The 21764-nt window shown below is 72.0% G+C and carries 19 protein-coding genes; 10 read left to right on the top strand and 9 right to left on the bottom strand.

Going from position 1 to position 21764, the window contains the following annotated elements; genetic code table 11:
* Positions 1 to 105: 105 nt before the first annotated feature.
* The 4 genes from AC07EJ_RS20875 to lnt all read right to left on the bottom strand — a co-directional run bounded on the left by AC07EJ_RS20875 (position 106) and on the right by lnt (position 5078).
* Positions 106 to 2052 carry a helix-turn-helix domain-containing protein gene (locus AC07EJ_RS20875; RefSeq protein ID WP_478884688.1) on the bottom strand — a complete coding sequence of 649 codons (1947 nt, stop codon included), beginning with the start codon at positions 2050 to 2052 and terminating at the stop codon, positions 106 to 108.
* A gap of 90 nt (positions 2053 to 2142) precedes the next feature.
* Positions 2143 to 2934: a 3-hydroxybutyrate dehydrogenase gene (locus AC07EJ_RS20870; protein WP_393581705.1), complete on the bottom strand. Its 792-nt coding sequence runs from the start codon at positions 2932 to 2934 to the stop codon at positions 2143 to 2145.
* A 55-nt stretch (positions 2935 to 2989) separates the two neighbouring features.
* Positions 2990 to 3469 carry an NUDIX hydrolase gene (locus AC07EJ_RS20865; RefSeq protein WP_478884687.1) on the bottom strand — a complete coding sequence of 160 codons (480 nt, stop codon included), beginning with the start codon at positions 3467 to 3469 and terminating at the stop codon, positions 2990 to 2992.
* 10 nt (positions 3470 to 3479) lie between these two features.
* Positions 3480 to 5078 (bottom strand): apolipoprotein N-acyltransferase, encoded by a 1599-nt coding sequence (lnt, locus tag AC07EJ_RS20860; protein WP_478884686.1) that lies wholly within the window; start codon positions 5076 to 5078, stop codon positions 3480 to 3482.
* A gap of 224 nt (positions 5079 to 5302) precedes the next feature.
* Between lnt and AC07EJ_RS20855 the strand changes: the two genes are divergently transcribed.
* Complete coding sequence (locus tag AC07EJ_RS20855) at positions 5303 to 6373, top strand: O-antigen ligase family protein (protein ID WP_478884685.1); 1071 nt, start codon at positions 5303 to 5305, stop codon at positions 6371 to 6373.
* Positions 6374 to 6387: 14 nt separating this feature from the next.
* On the opposite strand, the gene AC07EJ_RS20850 is transcribed toward AC07EJ_RS20855, so the two are convergent.
* Both AC07EJ_RS20850 and AC07EJ_RS20845 read right to left on the bottom strand, forming a co-directional pair.
* Positions 6388 to 6951, bottom strand: coding sequence for a hypothetical protein (locus AC07EJ_RS20850; protein ID WP_478884684.1), 564 nt, complete (start codon positions 6949 to 6951; stop codon positions 6388 to 6390).
* Positions 6952 to 7056: 105 nt separating this feature from the next.
* A complete protein-coding gene (locus AC07EJ_RS20845) occupies positions 7057 to 7845 on the bottom strand; it encodes a glutamate racemase (RefSeq protein WP_389484838.1) in 789 nt (262 codons plus the stop codon).
* Positions 7846 to 7903: 58 nt separating this feature from the next.
* Between AC07EJ_RS20845 and AC07EJ_RS20840 the strand changes: the two genes are divergently transcribed.
* Positions 7904 to 9079 (top strand): glycosyltransferase, encoded by a 1176-nt coding sequence (locus AC07EJ_RS20840; protein ID WP_478884683.1) that lies wholly within the window; start codon positions 7904 to 7906, stop codon positions 9077 to 9079.
* 13 nt (positions 9080 to 9092) lie between these two features.
* Here the strand turns inward: AC07EJ_RS20840 and AC07EJ_RS20835 are convergent, their stop codons facing one another.
* Complete coding sequence (locus AC07EJ_RS20835; RefSeq protein WP_389484833.1) at positions 9093 to 10373, bottom strand: TerD family protein; 1281 nt, start codon at positions 10371 to 10373, stop codon at positions 9093 to 9095.
* 260 nt (positions 10374 to 10633) lie between these two features.
* On the opposite strand from AC07EJ_RS20835, the gene AC07EJ_RS20830 reads away from it, so the two are divergent.
* From AC07EJ_RS20830 to AC07EJ_RS20815, 4 genes are all read left to right on the top strand, one after another.
* Positions 10634 to 11074, top strand: coding sequence for a DUF6643 family protein (locus AC07EJ_RS20830; protein WP_478884682.1), 441 nt, complete (start codon positions 10634 to 10636; stop codon positions 11072 to 11074).
* A 45-nt stretch (positions 11075 to 11119) separates the two neighbouring features.
* Positions 11120 to 11944 (top strand): MOSC domain-containing protein, encoded by an 825-nt coding sequence (locus AC07EJ_RS20825; RefSeq protein ID WP_478884681.1) that lies wholly within the window; start codon positions 11120 to 11122, stop codon positions 11942 to 11944.
* Positions 11945 to 12116: 172 nt separating this feature from the next.
* A complete protein-coding gene (locus AC07EJ_RS20820) occupies positions 12117 to 12722 on the top strand; it encodes an Rv1733c family protein (RefSeq protein WP_478884680.1) in 606 nt (201 codons plus the stop codon).
* Between the two features lie 115 nt (positions 12723 to 12837).
* Entirely contained in the window at positions 12838 to 15246 is a 2409-nt protein-coding gene (locus AC07EJ_RS20815) for a right-handed parallel beta-helix repeat-containing protein (RefSeq protein ID WP_478884679.1), read from the top strand.
* Here AC07EJ_RS20815 and AC07EJ_RS20810 read toward each other — a convergent pair.
* Positions 15216 to 17552 carry a hypothetical protein gene (locus AC07EJ_RS20810; RefSeq protein WP_389484821.1) on the bottom strand — a complete coding sequence of 779 codons (2337 nt, stop codon included), beginning with the start codon at positions 17550 to 17552 and terminating at the stop codon, positions 15216 to 15218. The genes AC07EJ_RS20815 and AC07EJ_RS20810 overlap by 31 nt on opposite strands.
* Before the next feature lie 216 nt (positions 17553 to 17768).
* On the opposite strand from AC07EJ_RS20810, the gene AC07EJ_RS20805 reads away from it, so the two are divergent.
* Entirely contained in the window at positions 17769 to 18596 is an 828-nt protein-coding gene (locus tag AC07EJ_RS20805) for a DeoR/GlpR family DNA-binding transcription regulator (protein ID WP_389484819.1), read from the top strand.
* Positions 18597 to 18662: 66 nt separating this feature from the next.
* Positions 18663 to 19160 carry an SRPBCC family protein gene (locus tag AC07EJ_RS20800; protein ID WP_478884678.1) on the top strand — a complete coding sequence of 166 codons (498 nt, stop codon included), beginning with the start codon at positions 18663 to 18665 and terminating at the stop codon, positions 19158 to 19160.
* A 43-nt stretch (positions 19161 to 19203) separates the two neighbouring features.
* Here the strand turns inward: AC07EJ_RS20800 and cds1 are convergent, their stop codons facing one another.
* The gene (cds1, locus tag AC07EJ_RS20795; protein ID WP_393581696.1) at positions 19204 to 20361 is read right to left on the bottom strand and encodes an L-cysteine desulfhydrase Cds1; all 1158 of its coding nucleotides are present in this window, start codon (positions 20359 to 20361) and stop codon (positions 19204 to 19206) included.
* Positions 20362 to 20667: 306 nt separating this feature from the next.
* Between cds1 and AC07EJ_RS20790 the strand changes: the two genes are divergently transcribed.
* Complete coding sequence (locus tag AC07EJ_RS20790; RefSeq protein WP_389484903.1) at positions 20668 to 21012, top strand: hypothetical protein; 345 nt, start codon at positions 20668 to 20670, stop codon at positions 21010 to 21012.
* Between the two features lie 212 nt (positions 21013 to 21224).
* Positions 21225 to 21743 carry an ATP-binding protein gene (locus tag AC07EJ_RS20785; protein ID WP_389484812.1) on the top strand — a complete coding sequence of 173 codons (519 nt, stop codon included), beginning with the start codon at positions 21225 to 21227 and terminating at the stop codon, positions 21741 to 21743.
* The last annotated feature ends 21 nt before the right edge of the window (positions 21744 to 21764 follow it).

The raw sequence follows: 21764 nt of genomic DNA, 5'->3' as shown, positions 1-21764 counted from the left end.
GGCCCCCGTACGAACTCCGAGTGCGGGGGCCTTCCCGTCGCAGGCCACACGACACACAGCTCATGACACGCGACACACAGCTCATCGCGCACCACGCAGCGGCCCTCAGCCCGATATCGCCCCGGCCAACCGGTGCAGCCGCAAGGCTAGTTGGATCTCCAAGGCACGCGCGGGCGACTGCCAGTCGGGACCGAGCAGGCGGCCTATGCGTTCGAGGCGCTGCGCCACCGTGTTCACGTGCACGTGCAGCGCGTCCTTGGTCCGGGCCGGGCTCATGCCCGAGGCGAAGTACGCGTCGAGCGTGCGCACGAGGTCGGTCCCCCTGCGCCGGTCGTACGTCACGACCTCGCCCATGGTGCGTTCGACGAACCCCGAGATGTCGCGACTCTGAGCGAGGAGCAGGCCGAGGAAGCCGAAGTCCTCGGCGGCGGCGCCCTCCCCCGCTCTGCCGAGCAGGCGCAGGGCGTCCAGGCAGCGCTGCCCCTCCGCGTAGGCGGCCGCGACGGTGTCGGTGCGGGTGGTCAGGTCTTCCACGGGCGCCGACGCGCCGACGGTGACCTGCTCGTGGACCGCGGAGGAGAGATGTTTGGCGGTGCGGCGGGCGAGGTCGGAGGCCTGGTCCGCGGCTCTCAGGGGAAGCAGCAGGACCGTGCCACCGTCGCGCGCGGCGGCGAGACCGTGCCCGATGGCGGCGAGATGGGACGCGGCGGACCACAGGCGGCGCCGTGCGGCGGCCTCCTGTTCCGCGTCGGCGCCCGGGGTCTCCAGACGCGCGGCCAGGACCACATGGGTGGCTTCCAGATCGGCGTGCAGCCGGGCGGCACGCTCCCTCAGCAGCCGAGGGTCACGGTCCCGCGCGTCGAGCAGGTCGTCCAGCAGCTCGCCCCGTACGCGCTGTTCGGCCTCGGAGGCGGAGCGCCGGGCGAGGAGCAGGAGCGAGGTGACCATCGCGGCCCGCTCCAGGGTGCGCTGGTCGACGGGGTCGAGTCCCGGGTGGCCGCGCAGCACGAGCGCGCCGAGGAGTTCGCCGCCCGCCGCGACGGCGGCGACCCAGTCGTCCCCGTCGCGCACGGCGTGCCCGTCTGCGCGGGAGGCGTCGAGGGGTTTGTCGGGGGCGGTGACCACGTCGGCGAACTCCACGGTCCCGTCGAGGACTTGGGAGACGGCCGCCGCCACGTCGTGGACGCCGCCGCCCCGCAGGACGAGTTCGGCGAGGCGGTCGTGGACGTCGGACGCGCGCTCGATGACGTCGCCGCGGTCCCGGATGATCTCGTTGGCTCGCTCCAGCTCGCCGAGCGCCTCCCGCGTCTCCGAGAGCAGGTTCGCTGTGTCGATGGCGGCAGCGGCGAGCGCCGCGAAGGAACCGAGCAGCGCGATCTGCTCCCGCTCGAAGACCCGCGCACGCCGGTCCGCGGCGAACAGCACGCCGATGACATGAGGGCCCAGCATCAGGGGCACGCCCAGGATCGCGACGAGACCTTCGTCGTGAACACCGGTGTCGATGGTGCGCGTGTGCTTGAAGCGGACGTCGTGCGCGTAGTTCGTGGTGACGTACGGCCGGGCGGTCTGGGCGACGAGTCCGCCGAGCCCCTCGCCCATGCCGAGCCTGAGCTGCTGGAAACGCGCGGCGACGGAGCCCTCGGTGACGCGCATGTAGGTGTCACCTCTGGCCGGGTCGTTCAGCGTCAGATAAGCGACGTCCGTGCCGAGGAGGGAGCGGGCGCGCTGCACGATGGCCTGGAGGACGGCTCCCAGGTCACGCAGGCCCGCGAGGTCGTGCGCGGTCTCGAAGAGTGCGGACAGCTCCGCCTCGCGGCGGCGCCTGCCTTCGAGGTCGGCACGGACCCGCAGGGCGAGCCCCTTGGCGTGTTCGAGCGCTTCGACCCGCCCCTGCGGCTCGCCCTCGGCGCGGGCGATCAGCACGGGCTGTTCGTAGGCGTCGGCGGACGCGCCCCGGGCGAGCAGCTCGAGGAACGGCGCCTCGGCACTCGATGCTGCGGGGCGGTCAGGGCCCGCGGGGCCTGACGGGGACTGTGCTGGATCGTGCGACATGCTCACCAGGATTACCCGCCGTACGGCCGGCCCCGCCAGCCCTGTGGACAACTCAATGGATCAGACAATCACCGCCACCCGCGAGGGTGATCAGTGTGCGGTCCAGCCGCCGTCCAGAACGAGCGACGTCCCGGTGATGAACGAGGCCTGCGGGCTGCACAGATACGCGACCGCCTCGGCGACCTCGTCGGGTTCGATGAGCCGCTTGAGCGCGCTGTCCTGGAGCATGACCTCGGCCAGGACCCGGTCCTCGGGAATGCCGTGAGCGGCGGCCTGGTCGGCGATCTGCTTCTCGACCAGCGGCGTGCGGACGTAGGAGGGGTTCACGCAGTTCGAGGTGACGCCGTGCGGAGCGCCTTCGAGCGCGGCGGTCTTGGAGAGGCCTTCGAGGCCGTGCTTGGCGGCGACGTACGCGGACTTGAACGCGGAGGCACGCAGGCCGTGGACCGAGGAGAGGTTCACGATGCGCCCCCAGCCCTGCTCGTACATGTGCGGCAGAGCGCCGCGGACCAACCGGAAGGGCGCCTCCAGCATCACCGTCAGGACGGTGTGGAAGACATCGGGCGGGAACTCCTCGATGGGGCGCACCAGTTGGATGCCCGCATTGTTGACCAGGACGTCGGCGCCCGCGGCACACTCCTCGGCCGCGTCCAGGTCGGTGAGGTCGAGGACGTACGGCTCGATGCCGCCGGGGGTGGCGCCGGCCTGCTCGGCCAGCGCGTCGAGGCCCTCGCGGTCCCGGTCCACCGCTCTGACCTTGGCCCCGGCCGCGGCGAGCCGCAGCGCGCAGGCGCGGCCGATGCCGCCTGCGGCGCCGGTGACGAGTGCGATGCGGCCGCCGAGATCGAGCGGCGCGGTGAGGGGTGCGTTGGGCGCGGTCATGCTCCGCACCCTAGGCAGCGCTCGCGCCCCGCCCGATGTGGTCAGCACCCATACTTCAGCGCTCGGACATGGTCTCGAACCATGTCGGCCCGTCGGAGGCCGCCTGCTTGATCCGGAGCAGGCAGAAGTCGCCCAGCGGCGGCAGCGAGTCCAGCGCGAACCAGCCCACCTCGAGGGACTCGTCGTCGTTGACCCGGGCCTCGCCGCCGGTCGCCCGGCATCGGAAGGAGATGTCGGTGAACTGGCACTGGTCGCCGTTCGGGTACGTCACCGGCTTGAGGGTCTTCACCAGGACGACCCGCTCGGGCACGCACTCGACGCCCGTCTCCTCGTACACCTCGCGTACGGCGGCCTCTGCCGGCTGCTCCCCCGGCTCCGGGATTCCGGCGAGGACCGCCCACTTGCCGGTGTCCGCGCGCCGCCCGAGCAGGACCCGGCCGTCGTCGTCGAAGACGACGGCGCTGACGCCGGGCAGCAGGAGGAGCTGGTGCCCGACAGTTTCCCGGATCTTGCGGATGAACTCTGGAGTAGCCATGCCCGCGACCCTATCCGGCGGCGGATGCGCCCCGGCGGGAGCGCACCACGGCCCAGCCGAGACCGGCCACGCCGACGGCCACGAGCAGCAGCTCCGGCCAGCCGCCCAGGCGCGTGGCGAGGGTCAGCGAGGTCCGCTTGGGCACGTCGGCAACCAGGGTGTCGGCGACGAACATGCCGGTGTGCTGGGCGACGGATCCGTCGGGCCTGATGACCGCGCTGACCCCGCTGGTCACCGGCACCATCACGGCGCGGCCGTGCTCCACGGCGCGCACCCGGTCCATGGCGAGCTGCTGGTAGGTCATCTGGCTGCGGTCGAAGGTGGCGTTGTTGCTGGGCACGGAGAGGATCTGCGCGCCGGCCTTCACCTGGTCGCGCACGACGGAGTCGAACGCGGCCTCGTAGCAGGTCACCGGCCCGATCCTGGTGCCCGCCATATCGAAGACGACCGGCTTCTTGCCGGCCACGAAGTTGCCCGCGCGGTCGACGTCCTTGCTGAAGATGCGGAAGAAGCTGCGGTACGGCATGTACTCGCCGAACGGCTGGAGCTGCCGCTTGTCGTAGACGGCGCCGGGGCCCGTCTTGGGGTCCCAGAGGATCTGGCGGTTGCGGGGCGTGCCGTCCTTGAGGGTGACGACGGCGCCGACGGAGATGGGCGCGCCGACCGCCTTGGCCGCCTTGTCGATCTCGGCGTAGGCGTCGGGGTTGGTGTAGGGGTCGATGTCGGAGGAGTTCTCCGGCCACAGCACGAGGTCGGGCTTCTTCACCTGGCCCGCCTCAATCCTCGTGGCGAGCTTCATCGTCTCCCGCACGTGGTAGTCGAGCACGGCCCGGCGCTGGGAGTTGAAGTCGAGGCCCATGCGCGGCACGTTGCCCTGGACGACGGCGACGCGCGCGGTCCCGTCCTCGGCCCCGGTGGCGACGAGAGGCGCCGCGGCCGCTCCGGCGACGATGGGCGCGACGGTGAACGCGGCGGCGAGGGCCACGCCCCGGTCACGTACACCGCGTACGTCCTTGAGGCGCAGCGCGAGAGCGGTGAGGCCGAAGCCGCACAGGACGACCGCGAAGCCGAGGAGTGGGGTCCCGCCCAGCGAGGCGAGCGGCAGGAACACGCCACTGGGCTGACCGAACGCGACCTTGCCCCAGGGGAAGCCGCTGAACGGGAAGCGTGCCCGCAGCGCCTCGTCCGCGATCCACACGCCCGCGGCCCACAGCGGCCACAGCGGCAGCCGCGAGACGTAGGCGATGCCCAGCCCGGCCAGGGACATGACCAGCGATTCGGCGAGGGCGAGCGCCAGCCACGGCAGCGGCCCGACGTCGACGCCCGTCCACGACAGGAGCGGCACGAGGAAGCCGAGACCCATGAGGAAGCCGAGGCCGAACCCCGCGCGCAGCCGCCGCCCGTACACGGAAGCTCCGAAGAGCGCGAGGGCCAGGGGCGCGAGCCACCACAGCTCACGGGGCGGGAAGCCGGCGTACAGCAGCACTCCGGAGAGCACCGCGGCGGCGGCCGGAGCGATCCGTCGCGGCAGGCGGGCCCATCGTGAGGAAGGCGCCGACTGCGGATCGAGCTGTTCCGGCTCGTCTACGGAGGTTGCGGTGGCGGTCACTCGGGGAGTGTACGGCGGGTCACCTGCAGGGCGACACGGCGGTCCGCGGGGGTCGCGCCCGCCGCGTGGACCACTCCGTGCAGCATCGTTCCTGCGCAACCCGTCCACAAACCGGTGCATCAGCCGTTACGGTGTGCCCCAGTCCCCGAGGAACGGCCGGATCCGGCCACGACGCTCGGGGCCCGTCACAGTCGGGGGGCGACGGGGTGGTGGGGACCACGGGGATGTCGTCGACGGCCGGTCCGTCGGCTGAGTACGAGCGGCGCACTGTCGCCGACGCGGCAGGCGTTGTCGCGCTCGGGGCCTGCGCCGTCTGGTCGCTGATCACCGCGACCGCCCGCGCGGGCAGACCCGAGGGCGTGCTGCTCGCGGTGCTCGCCGTGGCGGCGGGTTACGCGTGCGGGCGGATCTGTGGCGCGCTGCTGCCCATGGCGGCGCCCTGCGCGGCGGCCTTCGCGGGACTCGGGCTCGCGCTCGCGTCCCCGCACGCGGTGCCCGTGCCCGACACCGGCTCTCCGCTCGGCCGCACCGGCGCGACGGCCGCACTCCTGGCGCTCTCCACCGGGGCCGCCTGCTGCGCGGCCTGGGCGACGCGGCGCCTGCCCGTGCGCGCGGCCCTGTTCCTGCTGGCCGGCGGCACCGTCGCAGCGGCTGCCGCCGTCGGGTCGGTCGCAGGAGTCGCCGCGTGCACGGGCGTGCTGCTGTGCTCCCTCGCGTCGGTCAGGATGCGGCACAGACGGGGCCTCGGCCTCACCGGTCTCGGGGTCGTGACCGGGCTGGTGGGCGGACTCGCGCTCGCTCTGCTGAAGGGCGTACTGCCATCGGGACTCGCCACATCCCTGGAGGGGCAGCTCACGCGGCACCGGATCTTCTTGTGGCAGGACGCGCTGCGTCAGACCGCATCGGACCCCGGCCTCGGCGTGGGTCCGGGCCGCTTCGGCGAGCTCAGCCCCACCGTCGGCGAGACGCTGCTGCCCGACGGCAAGCCGCACTCCGCCCCGCTCCAGCTGGCCGCCGAACAGGGACTCGTGGGCGTCTGCCTGCTGGCCGCGGTGTTCTGCTGGCTCCTGTACGCCCTGTGGCGGTCGGCGCACTCTACGCCGGTGGTCCTGACGGCTGGCGCCGCACTGACCGCTCTGGCCGGCCTGGCGACGCTCGGCAACGCCCTGAGCTTCACGACCGTCACGGCGGGTGCGGGCCTGCTCGCGGGGGTGGCGACGGCGAGACCCTGGGGCGACGAGACCCCGGACAGCACCACGGCCGCCCCGGAACGTGCCCGGGGCGGCCGTGTGTGAGTGTGCGGGTGCCGTCAGAGGATGGGGCCTATCGAGGGGCCCATCGAGGTGGGTTTCAGCCGGGCGTGGATGGCGCGGACCGCGGACTCCGCGTTGTCCACGGTCACTGTGAACTTCCTGCCGTCGCCCAGGATCAGCACGACGCCCTCGCCGCGCCGGACGATGACGGCGGTGCCTTGCTCGGGGCGCCAGCGGTAGCCCCAGCCACCCCACTGGCGGGGCGTGACACTGGGCTCGAACTCGGCACCCACCACGTGGGCGAGCAGGATGCGGCGGCGCGGGACTCCTATGTGGCCGCACCGCACTTCCAGGTAGTCCTTGTCGACCTTCACGGCCACATGGACGAAGGCGAGGGTCCCGAAAAGGATCAGGAGACCCGCGGCGATGCAGCCGACCACCGACATCACCAGTGCGGCGATCCCGGAAGTCCACTGGGAAGCAACGGCGAGCTCGATGCCGAGCGCCAGGCACGCTGCGCCGCCCAGAGCTGCCAGCCACTGCACGCGGTTGCGTGCACAGCCTGTCCAGACCTCGGGGGCGACGGAAGCGCGCCGCTCACTACCGGAGTGGTGCCTCATGGAATCGAGACTACTCATGTTCCGCAGTGAAGGCACTGGGCTGCGGAGAGTGATTGCGTAAAGCCCTGGCGCGCCTGGGCCATGCCCGAAATTCGCGCCCCGTCGTCACTGTGCGTGGCTGACGGCGGCCTGGAGTAGCCTGCCCTCCGCGTACGCGAGTGCGGCGGGCGGCAGCGCGGAGGTGCGGCCGCTGAGGAGGACGGTGAGGGCGCCCTGCGCACCGGTCCCGGCCTCGGGCCCGGCGCCGATCCTGCGCAGTGCCTGTGCGGCGACGGCTCCGGCGCTGCCGTGCAGGGCGAGCGGCGGCATGCCGGGCTGCTGGACGGCGGCGCGGATACGTTCCGCCACGAGTTCGTAATGGGTGCAGCCCAGGACGACGGCCCTTACATCGCTCGGAGTGAGCGCCGCGGCGGCAGCGATCGTCCTGTCGATGGCGTCCTCGTCCGCGTGCTGCACGGCGTCGGCGAGGCCCGGGCAGGGCACCTCGGTGACTTCGACACCGTCCGCGAAGTCCCGGATCAGTCCCCGCTGGTAGGGGCTTCCGGTGGTGGCGGGGGTGGCCCAGATGGCGACGGGTCCGGCACCGGCGGCGGCCGGCTTGATCGCCGGGACCGTGCCGATGACCGGGATCCCGGGTTCGAGGCGGGCCCGCAGGGCGGGCAGCGCGTGCACCGAGGCGGTGTTGCACGCCACGATCAGCGCGTCGGGACGGTGCTCCGCGGCGGCCTCGGCGACGGCCAGGGCCCGCGCGGTGACGTCTTGCGGGCTACGCGGGCCCCAGGGCATCCCGTCGGGGTCGGAGGAGAGGACGAGCCCGGCGTCGGGCCGCAGGCGCCGTACCGCGGCAGCGGCCGCGATGAGTCCGATTCCCGAGTCCATGAGCGCGATCTTCACCCCGAAACCATAGACGATGGCCCTCACACCGAGAGTGCGGTGGGGCAGACTGCGGCGGATGGACGCCGTTGTGTGGATCACCGCAGCATCGCTGGCCGCGTGGGTGTGGCTGCTGGCCGGGCAGGGCTTCTTCTGGCGCACGGACCTGCGTCTGCCCCCGCGTACGGAGCCGGCCGAGTGGCCCTCGGTGTGTGTCGTCGTCCCCGCGCGGGACGAGGCGGCCGTCCTTGCGGAGAGCCTGCCCTCCCTCCTCGCGCAGGACTATCCGGGGCGCGCGGAGATCTTCCTGATCGACGACGGCAGCACGGACGGCACGGGAACCCTTGCCGGGGAGCTGGCGCTGCGGCACGGCGGGCTGCCGCTGACGGTCGACTCACCCGGCGAGCCGCCGGCGGGCTGGACCGGCAAGCTGTGGGCGGTGCGCCACGGGATCGGCCTGGCACGCGCGCGTGAGCCCGAATATCTGCTCCTCACCGACGCGGACATCGCGCACGAGCCGGACAGCCTGCGGGAGCTGGTGGCGGCGGCCCGCACGGGCGGCTTCGACCTCGTCTCACAGATGGCGCGGTTGCGCGTGGAGAGCGTGTGGGAGCGGCTCGTCGTCCCGGCCTTCGTGTACTTCTTCGCCCAGCTGTACCCGTTCCGCTGGATCGCACGGAAGGGCTCGCGCACGGCGGCGGCGGCCGGCGGCTGCGTGCTCCTGAGTACCCGAGCCGCCGAACGCGCCGGAATCCCCGACACCATCCGGCCCGCCGTCATCGACGACGTCGCGCTCGCGCGGGCGGTGAAGGGCTCAGGGGGCCACATCTGGCTGGGCCTCGCCGACCGCGTCGACAGCGTCCGCCCGTACCCGCGGCTCGGTGACCTGTGGCGCATGGTGTCGCGCAGCGCCTACGCCCAGCTGCGGCACAACCCTCTGCTCCTGGCCGGGACCGTGGCCGGCCTTGCGCTGGTCTACCTGGCGCCGCCGGTCGCGCTCGTCGCCGGGCTCGCCACGGGGCACGGGATCACCGCGCTGCTCGGCGGGCTGGCGTGGCTGCTGATGACGGCGACGTACGTCCCGATGCTGCGCTACTACGCGCAGCCGCTGTGGCTGGCGCCTCTGCTGCCGGGCACCGCGTTCCTGTATCTCCTCATGACGGTCGACTCCGCGGTGCAGCACTACAGGGGGCGGGGCGCGGCCTGGAAGGGACGTACGTATTCCAGGCCGGACCCGGCGCCGGAGCGGCAGTAGTCGACTGACGCGACTACTTTCTGCCCGGCGTCCAGTTCATGCCCCACCCGTAGGCGTAGTCGACGGTGCGCTGCGGGCTCACGCCGCGCTCGGGCACGAGGTAGCGGGCCTCGCGCTGCACGGTCAGGTCGCTGCCCGTGTTCGTGATGAGTGCGAGGGCGCACACCGTCGACGGCACCGTGCACTCGTCGAGGGAGAAGTCGACGGCCGCGCCGAACTGGGGCTGGAGCGTGACGGTCGCGTGCAGGTCGGCGAAGCTGCGGGCGCCTTCGTAGATGGTGACGAAGATGAGGACGCGTCGCAGGTCCTTCATGTGGTCGAGGTTGATCGTCAGGTTCTCGCCGCTGGAGACGGCGCCGGTGCGGTCGTCGCCGTCGAGGTGGATGTACGGCGGCCGGTTCAGGGCTCCGAAAGCGTTGCCCAGGGCCTGGACGACGCCCTTGCGGCCGTCGGTGAGTTCGTAGAGGGCGCACAGGTCCAGGTCGAGGTCCGCGTGCTGCGCGACGGCGCGGCCCAGCTTGCTGCCCCATCCCTTGAACTGCTTGTGCACCTCCCAGTTGAGGTTCACTCGCATCGAGCCCGACGTGCCGCCCTGCTTGGCCAGGGAGACGGAGGGCGCCGCCTTGGTGAGCGTCACCTTGGTGAGGCGCACGGGCTGCGGGGGCGCGGCCGGGGGCGGCGGCGCGGTGACGGGGGCCGCGACCGGCGGTGCGGGGGCGGGCGTGACCGCAGGTGCGGGCGCGGGTACGGGTGCGGGCGCGGATGTCTGGGGTTCGTCGACCGTGATCCCGTAGTCGGTGGCCAGGCCCGCCAGACCACTGCCGTATCCCTGGCCCACCGCGCGGAACTTCCAGGCGCCCTGGCGCCGGTAGAGCTCGCCGAGGACGAAGGCGGTCTCCACGCTCGCGTCGGCGCTGTCGTAGCGCGCGATCTCGGCGCCGCTCGCCGCGTCGAGGACTCTGATGTACAGCCCGGGGACCTGCCCGAACGTGCCGCCGTCCGCCGACGCGGCGAGCACCACGCTCTCGATCGCGGGCTCCACGCGCGCGAGGTCCACCGAGATCGTGTCGGTCACCTGGCCGTCCGCGCTCTGCTTGCCCTCGTACCGCACCGCGCCCGAGGCGTGCGCCGGCTGGTTGTAGAAGACGAAGTCCGCGTCCGATCGGACCCTTCCGGACACGAGCAGCAGCGCGGAGGCGTCCGCGTCGGGCACCCCCGCGCCTGAACGCCACCCCAATTCGATCCGCACGGCCGGCGCCGGCACGACGACATTCGAACCTTTAGACATTGGCATGTCCGCCCCCAACAGAGATCTCCAGCTTCCAGGTCAACCTATTCCCCGTGGCCGAAAGCATCACAGGGGCACGTGTCTGATGATCACTGGCCAACCGCCGGTAACCCCTCAAGAACTTGCCTTTACACGATCCGAACGCTGAACGACGACCGATTTTGCCAAGTTCGCTCGCATTGGGGATCTCGAGTCACTGCCGACACGCAAAACAACCCTCTTATCGGTCTCCCCAACCAGCACATCGTGGGCTTAACTTATGTGCCATGACCTCCCCCCGCTCCACCTATGGCGGCGGTTACTACTCCGCGCCGTCCTTCCCGGACACTCCGATCTACGACTCCCTCGTCGCAGAGCGGGGCACACCCCAGATCGCCCCGATCCGGGTTCCTGCCATGTACGACACCGGCAGTCATCTGCCCGCGCTCCCGTCCGCGCTTCCCGCGCTGCCGGCCGCGCCCTCCGCTCCCATGCCCCAGTACGGTTACGCGGCCCCGCAGCAGGCACCTCTGCAGCACGCGCCGGCGCCGTACATCCCGCAGCAGGTCTCCGGGCCCCGCGGCTACGCGGGCATGCAACAGCCGCAACAACAACAGCAGCAGCGGCCCGCGCCCGGCACCGGTTACGAGGCCATGCGCCCCGCGGCGCCCCGCCCTGCCGCGCCGTACGAGGATCCGTACAACCGTCAGCAGTACCGCGGTTACTGATCTCCCGGACATGGGGCTGTCCTCGCCTGCTGGCAGGATGGCCCCATGCCGTACGCCTCGCTTCGCTCCATCCACATCCACCCACTGAAGTCGGTTCGGGGGCACGCGCCGCGCGAGGCGGCCGTGGAACCGTGGGGTCTTGCAGGAGACCGCCGGTGGGTGCTCATCGACGCCTCGGGCAAGGTCGTCACCCAGCGCCAGTACCCGCGTCTCGCTCTCGCCTCGGCCGAGACCCCGGACGGCGAAGGTCTGCGCATGTCGGCCCCCGGCCGCGCGCCCCTGACGGTCCCGGTACCCCGGCCCGCCCGGACGACCACGGTGAACATCTTCGGGGACAAGGTCGAGGCCGTACTCGCCGACGACGCGGCGCACACCTGGTGGAGCGCGCACCTGGACGCTGACGTGCGCCTCCTCCACCTGGATTCCCCGGCGACGCGGCGCCCCATCGATCCCGAGTACGCGAAGCCCGGGGAGACGGTCAGCTTCGCCGACGGGTATCCACTGCTGCTCACGACCCTGTCCTCCCTGGACGCCCTCAACTCCCTCATCGCGCAGGGTGATCACGCGGACGAGGGCCCGCTGCCCATGAACCGTTTCCGGCCCAACGTCGTGGTGGACGGCACCGCGCCCTGGGCGGAGGACGAATGGTCACGTATCTCGATCGGGTCCGTCACATTCCGTATCACCAAGAAGAGCGGCCGATGCGTGGTGACCACCACGAATCAGTCAACTTCGGAGCGTGGCAAGGAGCCGCTGCGGACCCTCGCACGCCACCGCCGCTTCGGTGACCAGCTGTGTTTCGGGACGAACCTGGTTCCGGAGACGACCGGGACGGTCCGGATCGGTGACGCGATCACGATCCTGGGCTGACGCGTGGCCGCGCGGGGAACCCCGCGCCGGAACACGGTCGTTGGAGCACAATGGAAAGGCGGGGACCGGCGCAGAGCTTCGTCGAGCGGGGTGACTTCGCTCTCTCTTCGCCCTACCCGCGCGTGAGCCGGCCCGTTCACGGTTAAGACGGACGCGGAAGGGGGTGCTGGCTGTGCGGGCAATCGTCGGACTCTGGCGGTGGCGACACAATCCGCTGCGCCGCGCGACCGACCTCGCCGAGGCCTGGGTCGCCCTGGTGGCGGTGCTGCTGATCGTCTTCGTCGTACCGCTCATCGGCGTCGCGACGGGAACCCTGGCGCAGGGCGCTCTGATGCAGTCGGTACAGGAACAGACCAAGGACCGCCGGGAAGTTCCCGCCACGGTCGTACGGAAGCTGGCCCAGCCGCCGCTGGACCCCGACCCCGAGACGTCGACGGCGAGAGACGCGCACAGTCGCGTCGTCGCCGACTGGAAGGGACCCGACGGCGCCCACCACAAGGGCCAGGTCCTGTCGAGCCTCAAGACCCCGCATCCGGGCGACCGGTTCAGGCTGTGGGTCGACGGCACGGGTCAGGTAGTGGGCCGCCCGCTGGACACGGCGACGGCCACAACACACGCCGCGCTGGCCGGATTCGGGACCGCGGCGGCCGTGGCCGGGCTCGTCGAGGGCACCCGGCGCCTGGTCGTGTGGCGCATGGTCCGCCGCCGGTACGACCGTTGGGACCGTGCCTGGGACAAGGCGGGCCCGGACTGGGGCAGGACAGGGACCGGCAGCTGAGCGGCCTTCCACTCCGGTCAACTCAGCGGCTGCGCGCACGCTACGGTTGACCCACCTTCGCCGCGGGGATCGCAGCGAGGACCCGCGTACGACGAGGTGGGGGCACGACAAAGCCATGGCACAGGGCACGGTCCAGGTGACGCACACCGGCACGTCGCGGTGGCGGCGCCGCACTGGGGAGTACGGATCGCTCGCCGCAGCCCTGGAGGCCGCGGGTGACGGTGACGTACTGACCGTGGCGTCGGGCACGTACAGAGAGAACCTCGTCGTGGACCGTGCGGTGACACTGCGTGGTCCCGAGGGCTCGCCCGGTTCCGTGCGGATCGCGCCGGTCGACGGGGTGCCGCTCACGGTGCGCGCGTCCGCGACCGTCCTCGATCTGCACGTCGAGGGACAGGATTCGGCGGCCCCCGCGCTCCTGGTGGAGGAAGGCGCTCCCGAGCTCTGCGATCTGCGGATCGTCACGCGTTCGGCGGCCGGCATAGAGGTGCGGGGCGGCGCGCGGCCCACCGTGCGGCGCTGCACGGTCGACAACCCCGGAGGGGTCGGCATCGCCGTGCTCGACGGCGGGGGCGGTGTCTTCGAGGAGTGCGAGATCGTCTCGGCGGGACAGGCCGGAGTGGCCGTACGCGGCGGCGCACACCCCCGTCTGGAGCGCTGCCGGGTGCATCACGCGTCGGGTTCCGGACTGTCCGTCACCGGCGAGCACAGCGGCCTGGAAGCCGTCGGCTGCGAGGTGTACGAGATCAAGGGCACCGGCGTGCAGATCACCGGGCGTGCCACGGCGCACCTCACGGACTGCGATGTGCACCGCACCACGGCGGACGGTGTCACGCTCGACACGGACGCCGTGCTCACCCTCGCCGACTGCCGTATCCACGACATCCCTGAGAACGCGATCGACCTGCGCTCCCGCTCGGTCCTGACGCTGACGCGCTCGACGGTGCGCCGGTTCGGGCGCAACGGCCTGTCCGTCTGGGACCCCGGCACGCGCGTGGACGCCAACCAGTGCGAGATCCACGACAGTACGGGCGACTATCCGGCGGTGTGGGTCAGCGACGGTGCGACCGCCGTGCTCGACGCGTGCCGGGTGCACGACGTGCCGGACGCCCTGTTCGTCCTGGACCGCGGCTCCCGCGTGGACGTCGTCGACAGCGATCTCTCCCAAGTGCGCAACACGGCCGTGTCGGTGAGCGACGGCGCCACCGCCCAGCTGGACGACTGCCGGGTGCGCGAGGCCGCGACGGGTGCCTGGTTCCGGGATCACGGGAGCGGTGGCACCCTCGCCAACTGCACCGTGGACGCCGTGCAGACCGGCGTCATCGTCACCAAGGGCGCCGACCCGACGATCGAGCGCTGCACGGTCACTTCCCCTGCCGAGGCCGGCTTCTACGTGTCGGCCGGGGGCCGGGGCAGCTTCCACGGCTGCCGCGTCACCGGCAGCGAGGGCTACGGCTTCCACATCATCGACGGCTGCCGCACGACGCTCAAGAAGTGCCGTACGGAACGGTGTTCGCGCGGCGGTTACGAATTCGCCGAGGACGGTCCCGTCGTCGAGGACTGCACCAGCGACGAGAGCGGCGGGGTGCGCTCCGCGGGGCGGGCCGCCGCTCCGGTGCCCGGCGTGCAGAAGGCCACGCAGACCGTGGGGCTGCTCAGCGCGCTGCCCGACCAGCGTGCCGTGGCACCCGTGACAGAGGCGCCGGACACGACGCGTACGTCGACGGACGTCCTCGGTGAACTCGACACCCTGGTGGGCCTGGAGAGCGTCAAGCGCGAGGTGCGTGCCCTGACGGACATGATCGAGGTGGGCCGGCGTCGGCAGCAGGCGGGCCTCAAGGCGGCTTCCGTCAGGCGGCACTTGGTGTTCACCGGCTCCCCCGGCACCGGCAAGACGACGGTGGCGCGTCTGTACGGGGAGATCCTCGCCTCACTCGGTGTCCTGGAGAAGGGCCATCTCGTGGAGGTGTCCCGGGTCGACCTGGTCGGCGAGCACATCGGCTCGACCGCCATCCGTACGCAGGAGGCCTTTCAACGGGCCACCGGCGGTGTGCTGTTCATCGACGAGGCGTACGCCCTGTCCCCCGAGGACTCCGGCCGTGACTTCGGGCGTGAGGCGATCGACACGCTGGTGAAGCTGATGGAGGACCAGCGCGACTCCGTCGTGGTGATCGTCGCGGGCTACACCTCCGAGATGGAGCGCTTCCTCTCCGTCAACCCCGGTGTCGCGTCCCGTTTCTCACGGACCATCAGGTTCTCCGACTACCTGCCCGAAGAACTGCTGCGGATCGTGGAGCAGCAGGCCGACGAGCACGAGTACCGGCTCGGCGAGGGTGCGTCCGAGGCCCTCCTGAAGCACTTCACGGCGCTCCCGAAGGGGCCCGCCTTCGGCAACGGCCGCACGGCACGGCAGACCTTCGAGTCGATGGTCGAGCGCCACGCGGGCCGGGTCGCCCAGCTCGCCGAGCCGAGCACGGACGACCTGACCCTGCTCTACGAGGACGACTTGCCCGAGCTGCCCTGAGGCGCGGTGGGCTCGCCGTCCGGGCGTGGCGACGGTACTTCCGGGCGCAGCCTGGCGAGGAGGCGGGCCCGTTCCTCGGCGAAGACGGGGTCGGCCTGGTAGTCGGAGTGGCCCAGGATCGGTGCGGGCAGCGGATGTTGCTCGGTGCGGCCGTAGGCGAGGGGGTCCTTCAGCGCCGGGTGGTCGACCTCGGGGCCGCCTTCGCCGGGCAGCCGGACGGGGCCGCCGATCGGGTCGGTGGTGCGGTGCAGATTGCGCCAGCAGTCGACCTCGCGGTGCAGGGCGCTGAGCGCGGCGGGCCCGAAGTGGGCCGGGAACCAGCGTCCGTAGAGCCGCTCAAGAGGCGAGCCGTAGGTGAGCAGGGCGACGCGGCGGCGGACCGTGGGATGCAGCTGCCAGGCCGCCGCCGCGGCGAGGACGCTGCCCTGGGAGTGCCCCGACAGGACGAGACGGCCGCCCGTGGTGCGGATCCAGGTGGCCATGCGCCAGGTCAGGTCGGGCACGGCGCGCTCCGCGTAGCAGGGCGGCGCGAAGGGGTGCGCGGCGCGCGGCCAGAACGTGCCGACGTCCCACAGGATGCCGATCGTGCGGCGGGCCGACGCGTCGCGGTAGGCGCGCCTTCCCCAGGTGACGAAGAGTATGAAGCCGAGGCCGATGAGCCAGGAGCCCATCGCCTGCGCGGTCTGCGCGGCGCCCTCCACGATGTCGTACGTGCCCTGTGCCGCCCGTCCCGGGACCTGGTGGGTCGCCCAGGCGCCGATGAGGGCTCCCGCGCCGAGGAGGAGGGTCGCGGTGGAGACCGTGCCGATGATCATGGGCGCCTGGTCGGTGAGGGCGGCCCGCGCGCGCGTGCCCGCGATGCGGCTGGTGCGGGCGGCGTCCTCGGGCTCCCCCGGGTAGTCGGTCGCGACGGTGGCCATCTCGCGGCGCTTGAGCCGCATGGTGCGCTGGGCGAGCAGGGCGCACACCACGGCGACGACGATCAGCAGGGGCGGGATCACCGAGGCCTGCCAGGACAGCAGGACGGGCGGCCCCTCGATGGTGCCGCCGGCACCCGGCGTGCCGGATCCGTCCAGCCAGTCGGCGACGCGCTGGGCCACTCCCCCGGACATCACACCGCCGAGGGCACAGGCCAGCATCGCGGTCGCGGGTCCCCCGAGGCCGCGCAGGGCCGCACGGAAGTCGCGGGCCCGGCGGTGAATGGCGTGGCCGACCACGGCGAGCGCCACGATCACCGCGCCCTGGACGAGGACGATGCCGCCGAACGTCGCGTCTCCGGGCAGTCGCCCGTGCGACCGCCACTCGGGGCGCGACCAGCCCGCGTACAGGAAGGCGAGTACCAGGAGGGCGAGTGCGGCCGCGGGCAGGAGGCGGACGAGGGTCCGGTCGAGGGTGCGGTCGATGGTGTTCTCGCTGCGGCCCCTGCGGCACACCACCCAGACGACGACGGTGGTGCCTGCGACGAGTGCGCCGTCGAGGATCCGGCCGAGCACGTCGAGGAGGGCGGGGCCGCCGCTCTCGCGGTCGAAGCGGGCGGCCGAGGTGCCGACGGCGGCCGCCACCGTGAGCAGGCCCGCGGCGGTGTGCGCGGCGCGCAGCCGGGCGACGAGACGGCGGCCGTACCAGAATCCCGGCCTGCCGAGCGCGTTGGTCGGGGCCTCCTCGGAGTCGGGCTGATGGGGCAGCGGCTGCTGGGACTCGTACGCGCCCCAGGTGCGGTGGGAGAGGTACCAGAGGAGGCCGGTGAGGGCGGCCGGGACGATCGCGGCGAGGGCGAGGCGGCGGCCGGGCTGGCTCCACCAGCCGCCGTGTCCGTGCGCGTCGACCGACAGGAAGCCGAGCCAGGAGCGTTCCTCTGCGCACGCGTGCGTGCCCGCGCACTGCCAGGCCACCAGGTCGAGTGCCACCTCGCAGGCGGCGGCGACCAGGAGGACGGTGAGGCTGAGGCCGGCGAGGCGCACCAGAAGGCCGTAGGCGCGCACGGTCCGCGTGCGGCGGTGGGCGTTGGGGCGCATCCAGTGGGCGAGGTTGACCACCATGAACGGCAGGAGCAGCAGCCATAAGGCGCGCGAGCCGTTGCCGGACGTGAGGTTGCACCAGACGTACGCCTCGGGGACGGGCTTGCCCCGGTAGTCGTCGGGGCGTTCCTCCGCGTCGACGTCGTCGGCGCGGCGGTAGACCGCGGCCGTGTCGTCGCCGGAGACGCGGACCGTGCGCGGGTCGCCCAGCATCGCCTCGGGGGTGGTGCCCCCTACGCCGTGGACCAGAAGTTCGAGGGCGGACTCGTCCGCCGTGTCACGCTCCACCGTTCAGCATCCCCCGATTGACGTGCGCGTGTGGTGCCGGAATCAGAATCCCCGCTCACGCCCGCGCTACGCATCCTTCGTCACCGAATCTCCCCCATCCGTGCGACCGCGCGTCATATGGCCTGTGCGAGTGGGCAGCGGTACGGCTGTCGGTGGCGCGTGCGAGGATGTGGCGACCATGGACGGCTGGGACGAGGCGAAGGGATCCGACAGGACGTGAGCGAGAATCAGAACCTCCTCGCGGAGCAGCGCCGGGCCCTGATCCTCGACGAGGTCAGGCGCCGTGGCGGTGTCAGGGTCAACGAGCTCACGCGCAAGCTGGGCGTCTCCGACATGACGGTCCGCCGCGATCTCGACGCGCTCGCCCGGCAGGGTGTCCTGGAGAAGGTGCACGGCGGCGCGGTCCCCGTGGTCGAGGCGAGCACGCACGAGCCGGGCTTCGAGGCGAAGTCGGGGCTCGAGCTCAGCGCCAAGGAGGACATCGCGCGGACCGCCGCGGCGCTGGCTGCGCCGGGCACGGCCATCGCGCTGTCCGGCGGCACCACGACGTACGCGCTGGCGCACCACCTCCTCGACGTGCCGGACCTGACCGTGGTGACCAACTCGGTGCGGGTGGCGGACGTGTTCCACGGTGCGCAGCGCTCGTCGGGGCAGCGGCAGGGCGCGGCGACCGTGGTCCTCACGGGCGGCGTGCGGACGCCTTCGGATTCTCTCGTGGGGCCCGTCGCGGACCAGGCCATCGCGGCGCTCCACTTCGACGTGCTCTTCCTCGGCGTGCACGGCATATCGCTGGAGGCCGGCCTGTCGACGCCGAACCTGGCGGAGGCGGAGACGAACCGGCGGCTCGTGCAGTCCGCGCGCCGGGTCGTGGTGGTCGCCGACCACACCAAGTGGGGGACGGTGGGCCTGAGTTCGTTCGCCTCGCTCGACCAGGTCGACACGCTCGTGACGGACGCGGGGCTGCCCGCCGAGGTGCGCGCGGAGATCTCGGAGGAGCTGCGGCTCGTCATCGCGGGCGAGCCCGGAACAGGTACAGACATCTGACGGTTCCGCCGCTATGGTGACCCCTGCCCGGTCAACCGCCTGATTCCGCTTGGGGGCTGAACGTCCATGGCACGCCGACTGGAGCCTGTGGGGCTCGAGTTCACCGAGTCAGCGCCGCTGCGCCTGGTGTTCGCCCGCGAGGTGTCCGCGCCTCCGCAGGCGGTGTTCCGGGCGCTCTCCGAGGACGTGACGGGCTGGCCCGAGTGGTTTTCCGCCGTGACGCTCGTCCGCCCGACGGACGGTGGCACGGGGCGCGAGGTGCGACTCAAGGGCGGCACGCGCATGCGGGAGACCATCCTCGCGGCCGACCCCGGCGAGGTGTACGCGTACCGGGTGGACGAGACCAACGCGCCGGGGATACGGGCCCTGGTCGAGGAGTGGCGGCTCACGCCGTCGGGCACCGGTGGGACACGCGTGCAGTGGACGTTCGCCGCGGACGGGGCCGCCGCTTTCCGGGTGGGGCTGCGGCTCGGCCGGGCGGGGCTCGGTCGCGCGTTCCGTGGCGCGGTGGCCGCGCTCGACCGCAGGATCACGGCCAACTCACCGGATTCCAGGGCGAGTTGAGCGACGACCCGACGACCGCCGAGCCTTTCCCGGCGGACGGGCCTCAGGCGGCGCTCGGCCAGACTCCCGTCGCGAGCAGCGTCTCGATGGCCCGCGTGTAGGGCCCGATGTCCAGGCCCTGGTGGGCCAGCCACTGGTCGGAGTAATACTTGTCGAGGTAGCGGTCCCCCGGGTCGCACAGCAACGTGACGACGCTGCCGGTCCTGCCCTCGGCCACCATCTCGGCGACGATCTTCAACGCGCTCCACAGGCCCGTACCGGTCGAGCCGCCCGCCTTGCGGCCGATGGCCCCTTCCAGGGCGCGCACGGCGGCGACGCTCGCCGCGTCCGGGACCTTCATCATGCGATCGATCGCGCCGGGCACGAAGCTCGGCTCCATGCGCGGCCTGCCGATGCCCTCGATGCGGGAGCCGCAGTCGCAGGTGACGTCCGGGTCCCCGGTCGTCCATCCCTCGAAGAAACAGGAGTTCTCGGGGTCCGCGACGCAGATGCGGGTGTCGTGCTGCATGTAGTGGACGTAGCGGGCGATGGTCGCGGAGGTGCCTCCGGTGCCGGCGGTGGCGACGATCCAGGTCGGCTCGGGGTAGCGCTCCAGCTCCAGCTGCCGGTAGATCGACTCCGCGATGTTGTTGTTGCCGCGCCAGTCCGTGGCCCGCTCCGCGTACGTGAACTGGTCCATGTAGTGACCGCCGGTGTCGACCGCCAGGGCCGCCGACTCCTGGTACATCGTGCGCGAGTCGTCGACGAAGTGGCACCGGCCGCCGTGGAATTCGATCAGGCGGATCTTTTCGGGGCTGGTGGTGCGGGGCATCACGGCGATGAAGGGCACCCCGATGAGCTTCGCGAAGTAGGCCTCGGACACGGCGGTCGAGCCGCTGGACGCCTCGATGACAGGGCGGCCGGGCCGGATCCATCCGTTGCACAGGCCGTAGAGGAACAGCGAGCGGGCGAGCCGGTGCTTGAGGCTGCCCGTGATGTGCGTCGACTCGTCCTTCAGATAGAGGTCGATGCCCCACTCCTCAGGGAGCGGGAAACGCAGGAGGTGGGTGTCGGCCGAGCGGTTGGCGTCGGCCTGCACCTTTCGTACGGCTTCTTTGAGCCAGCTTCGGTACTCGGCGTCCGTGTGGTCCACGTCCTGCGTGGGCACCGGGTCCGCCCCTTGGGGGGTCCCGGCCGACTGGTCCTGCTGAGGGGTGCTCACCGCATGGCTCCTTGGCGTCGTTCCGAGCGCCGGTCCGACGCCGTCCACACCCGGCCGTCGTCTTTACGACCGGTCGGACGCCTCGATCATAAACACCTTCCGCACGCTTCTCACCTGCATAAACACCCCTTTGAGCAACTCAAAGGAACACCTGCCCCAGGGCAGGAACAGGCGTGCGGAGGAACAAAGGCGTGAGTGGGCCCTTCCCCTGCCGGGCGCACCGCCTCGCGCACTGGTGCGGACGCCGTCGTGCGGGCAGACTGCACCGCGGGGCCGGTGAGTGCTCACAGCAAGGGGGCGGACGACATGGCGGAGCCGGAGTTCATGGCGACGGGTGTGCGCATAGGGCGGCTGCTTCGCTCGCTCACCCGGGCAGGGGAAGTCCGCATCAAGGGCGGCCGTCTCGAACTGCTCACCAGTTACGGCAGTGAGATCGACAGTGCGCCGCTCCAGGAAGTCCGCGCCGCCAAGGCCTGGTTCGCGCCCGGCGACCGGGCGCTCGCCGATGTGGGCGGCAGGCGCTACCTGCTGAAACTCGGCAACGATCATGACCCCGGCGACGCGGTCCCCCGTCTTGTCGGTGAGAGCGGGCCGCCCACGACGCGTCGGTTCCTCGAAGCGGTGCGCAGGGCGCGCGGCCGGCTGACATAGGCCGGTGGCGTACTGGGGGACTGCGCGCGCGAGTTGCAGGCTCGCACCCCCTGGGTCACTCTGGTCACACATCACTACTCAGGGTTTACCGGCGATAACGCTGCGAACCAGCCCGCCGGACACGCAGCAGGCGGGCCTCGGCTGACATCGCGACCCTCTGCTGGCTCGGTACTCCGCCTTCTTCCGGACCTTCAATTCGGGGAGTCGCAGCCGTGATCAGCCACCCAAGCAGGCATTGCACGGTGGAGCTCCAGGCCCTGCCGTCGCGGATCCGCCAGGTCCGCAGAATCGTATCGGCGCAGTTGCGCTACTGGCATCTGGATCCCCTGATCGACGAGGCGATGCTCGGCGTGACCGAGCTCCTGACCAACGTCCATCGGCACGCCGGTCCCGACAAGATGTGCACCGTCGAGATCGAGCTGCTGCGCGACCGCCTCACGGTCTCGGTGCACGACCACGACCCGCACCTGCCGCAACTGTGCGACGCCGACCCGCTCGCGACCTGCGGCCGGGGCCTCGCCCTGGTCGCCGCGGTCAGCGAGAGCTGGGGCGCACGGCCGCAGGGCGAGGACGGCAAGGTCGTGTGGTTCACGCTCCCTGCGCCGCCGGCGGCGCTGCCGCTGCCGCCGATTCCCGAGTACCGGGTGGCGGACGCGTTCCCGGAGCTGGACTCCCCGGCGGACCGCCGCGCGGCCCGACATGCTCCCGCCCGGTCGGCCGTTGTCGGCTGACCGGGCGGTGACCCCCCTCTC

Source organism: Streptomyces sp. NPDC045026 (genome assembly GCF_056432625.1).
This window is presented reverse-complemented; position numbering and strand designations above follow the sequence as displayed.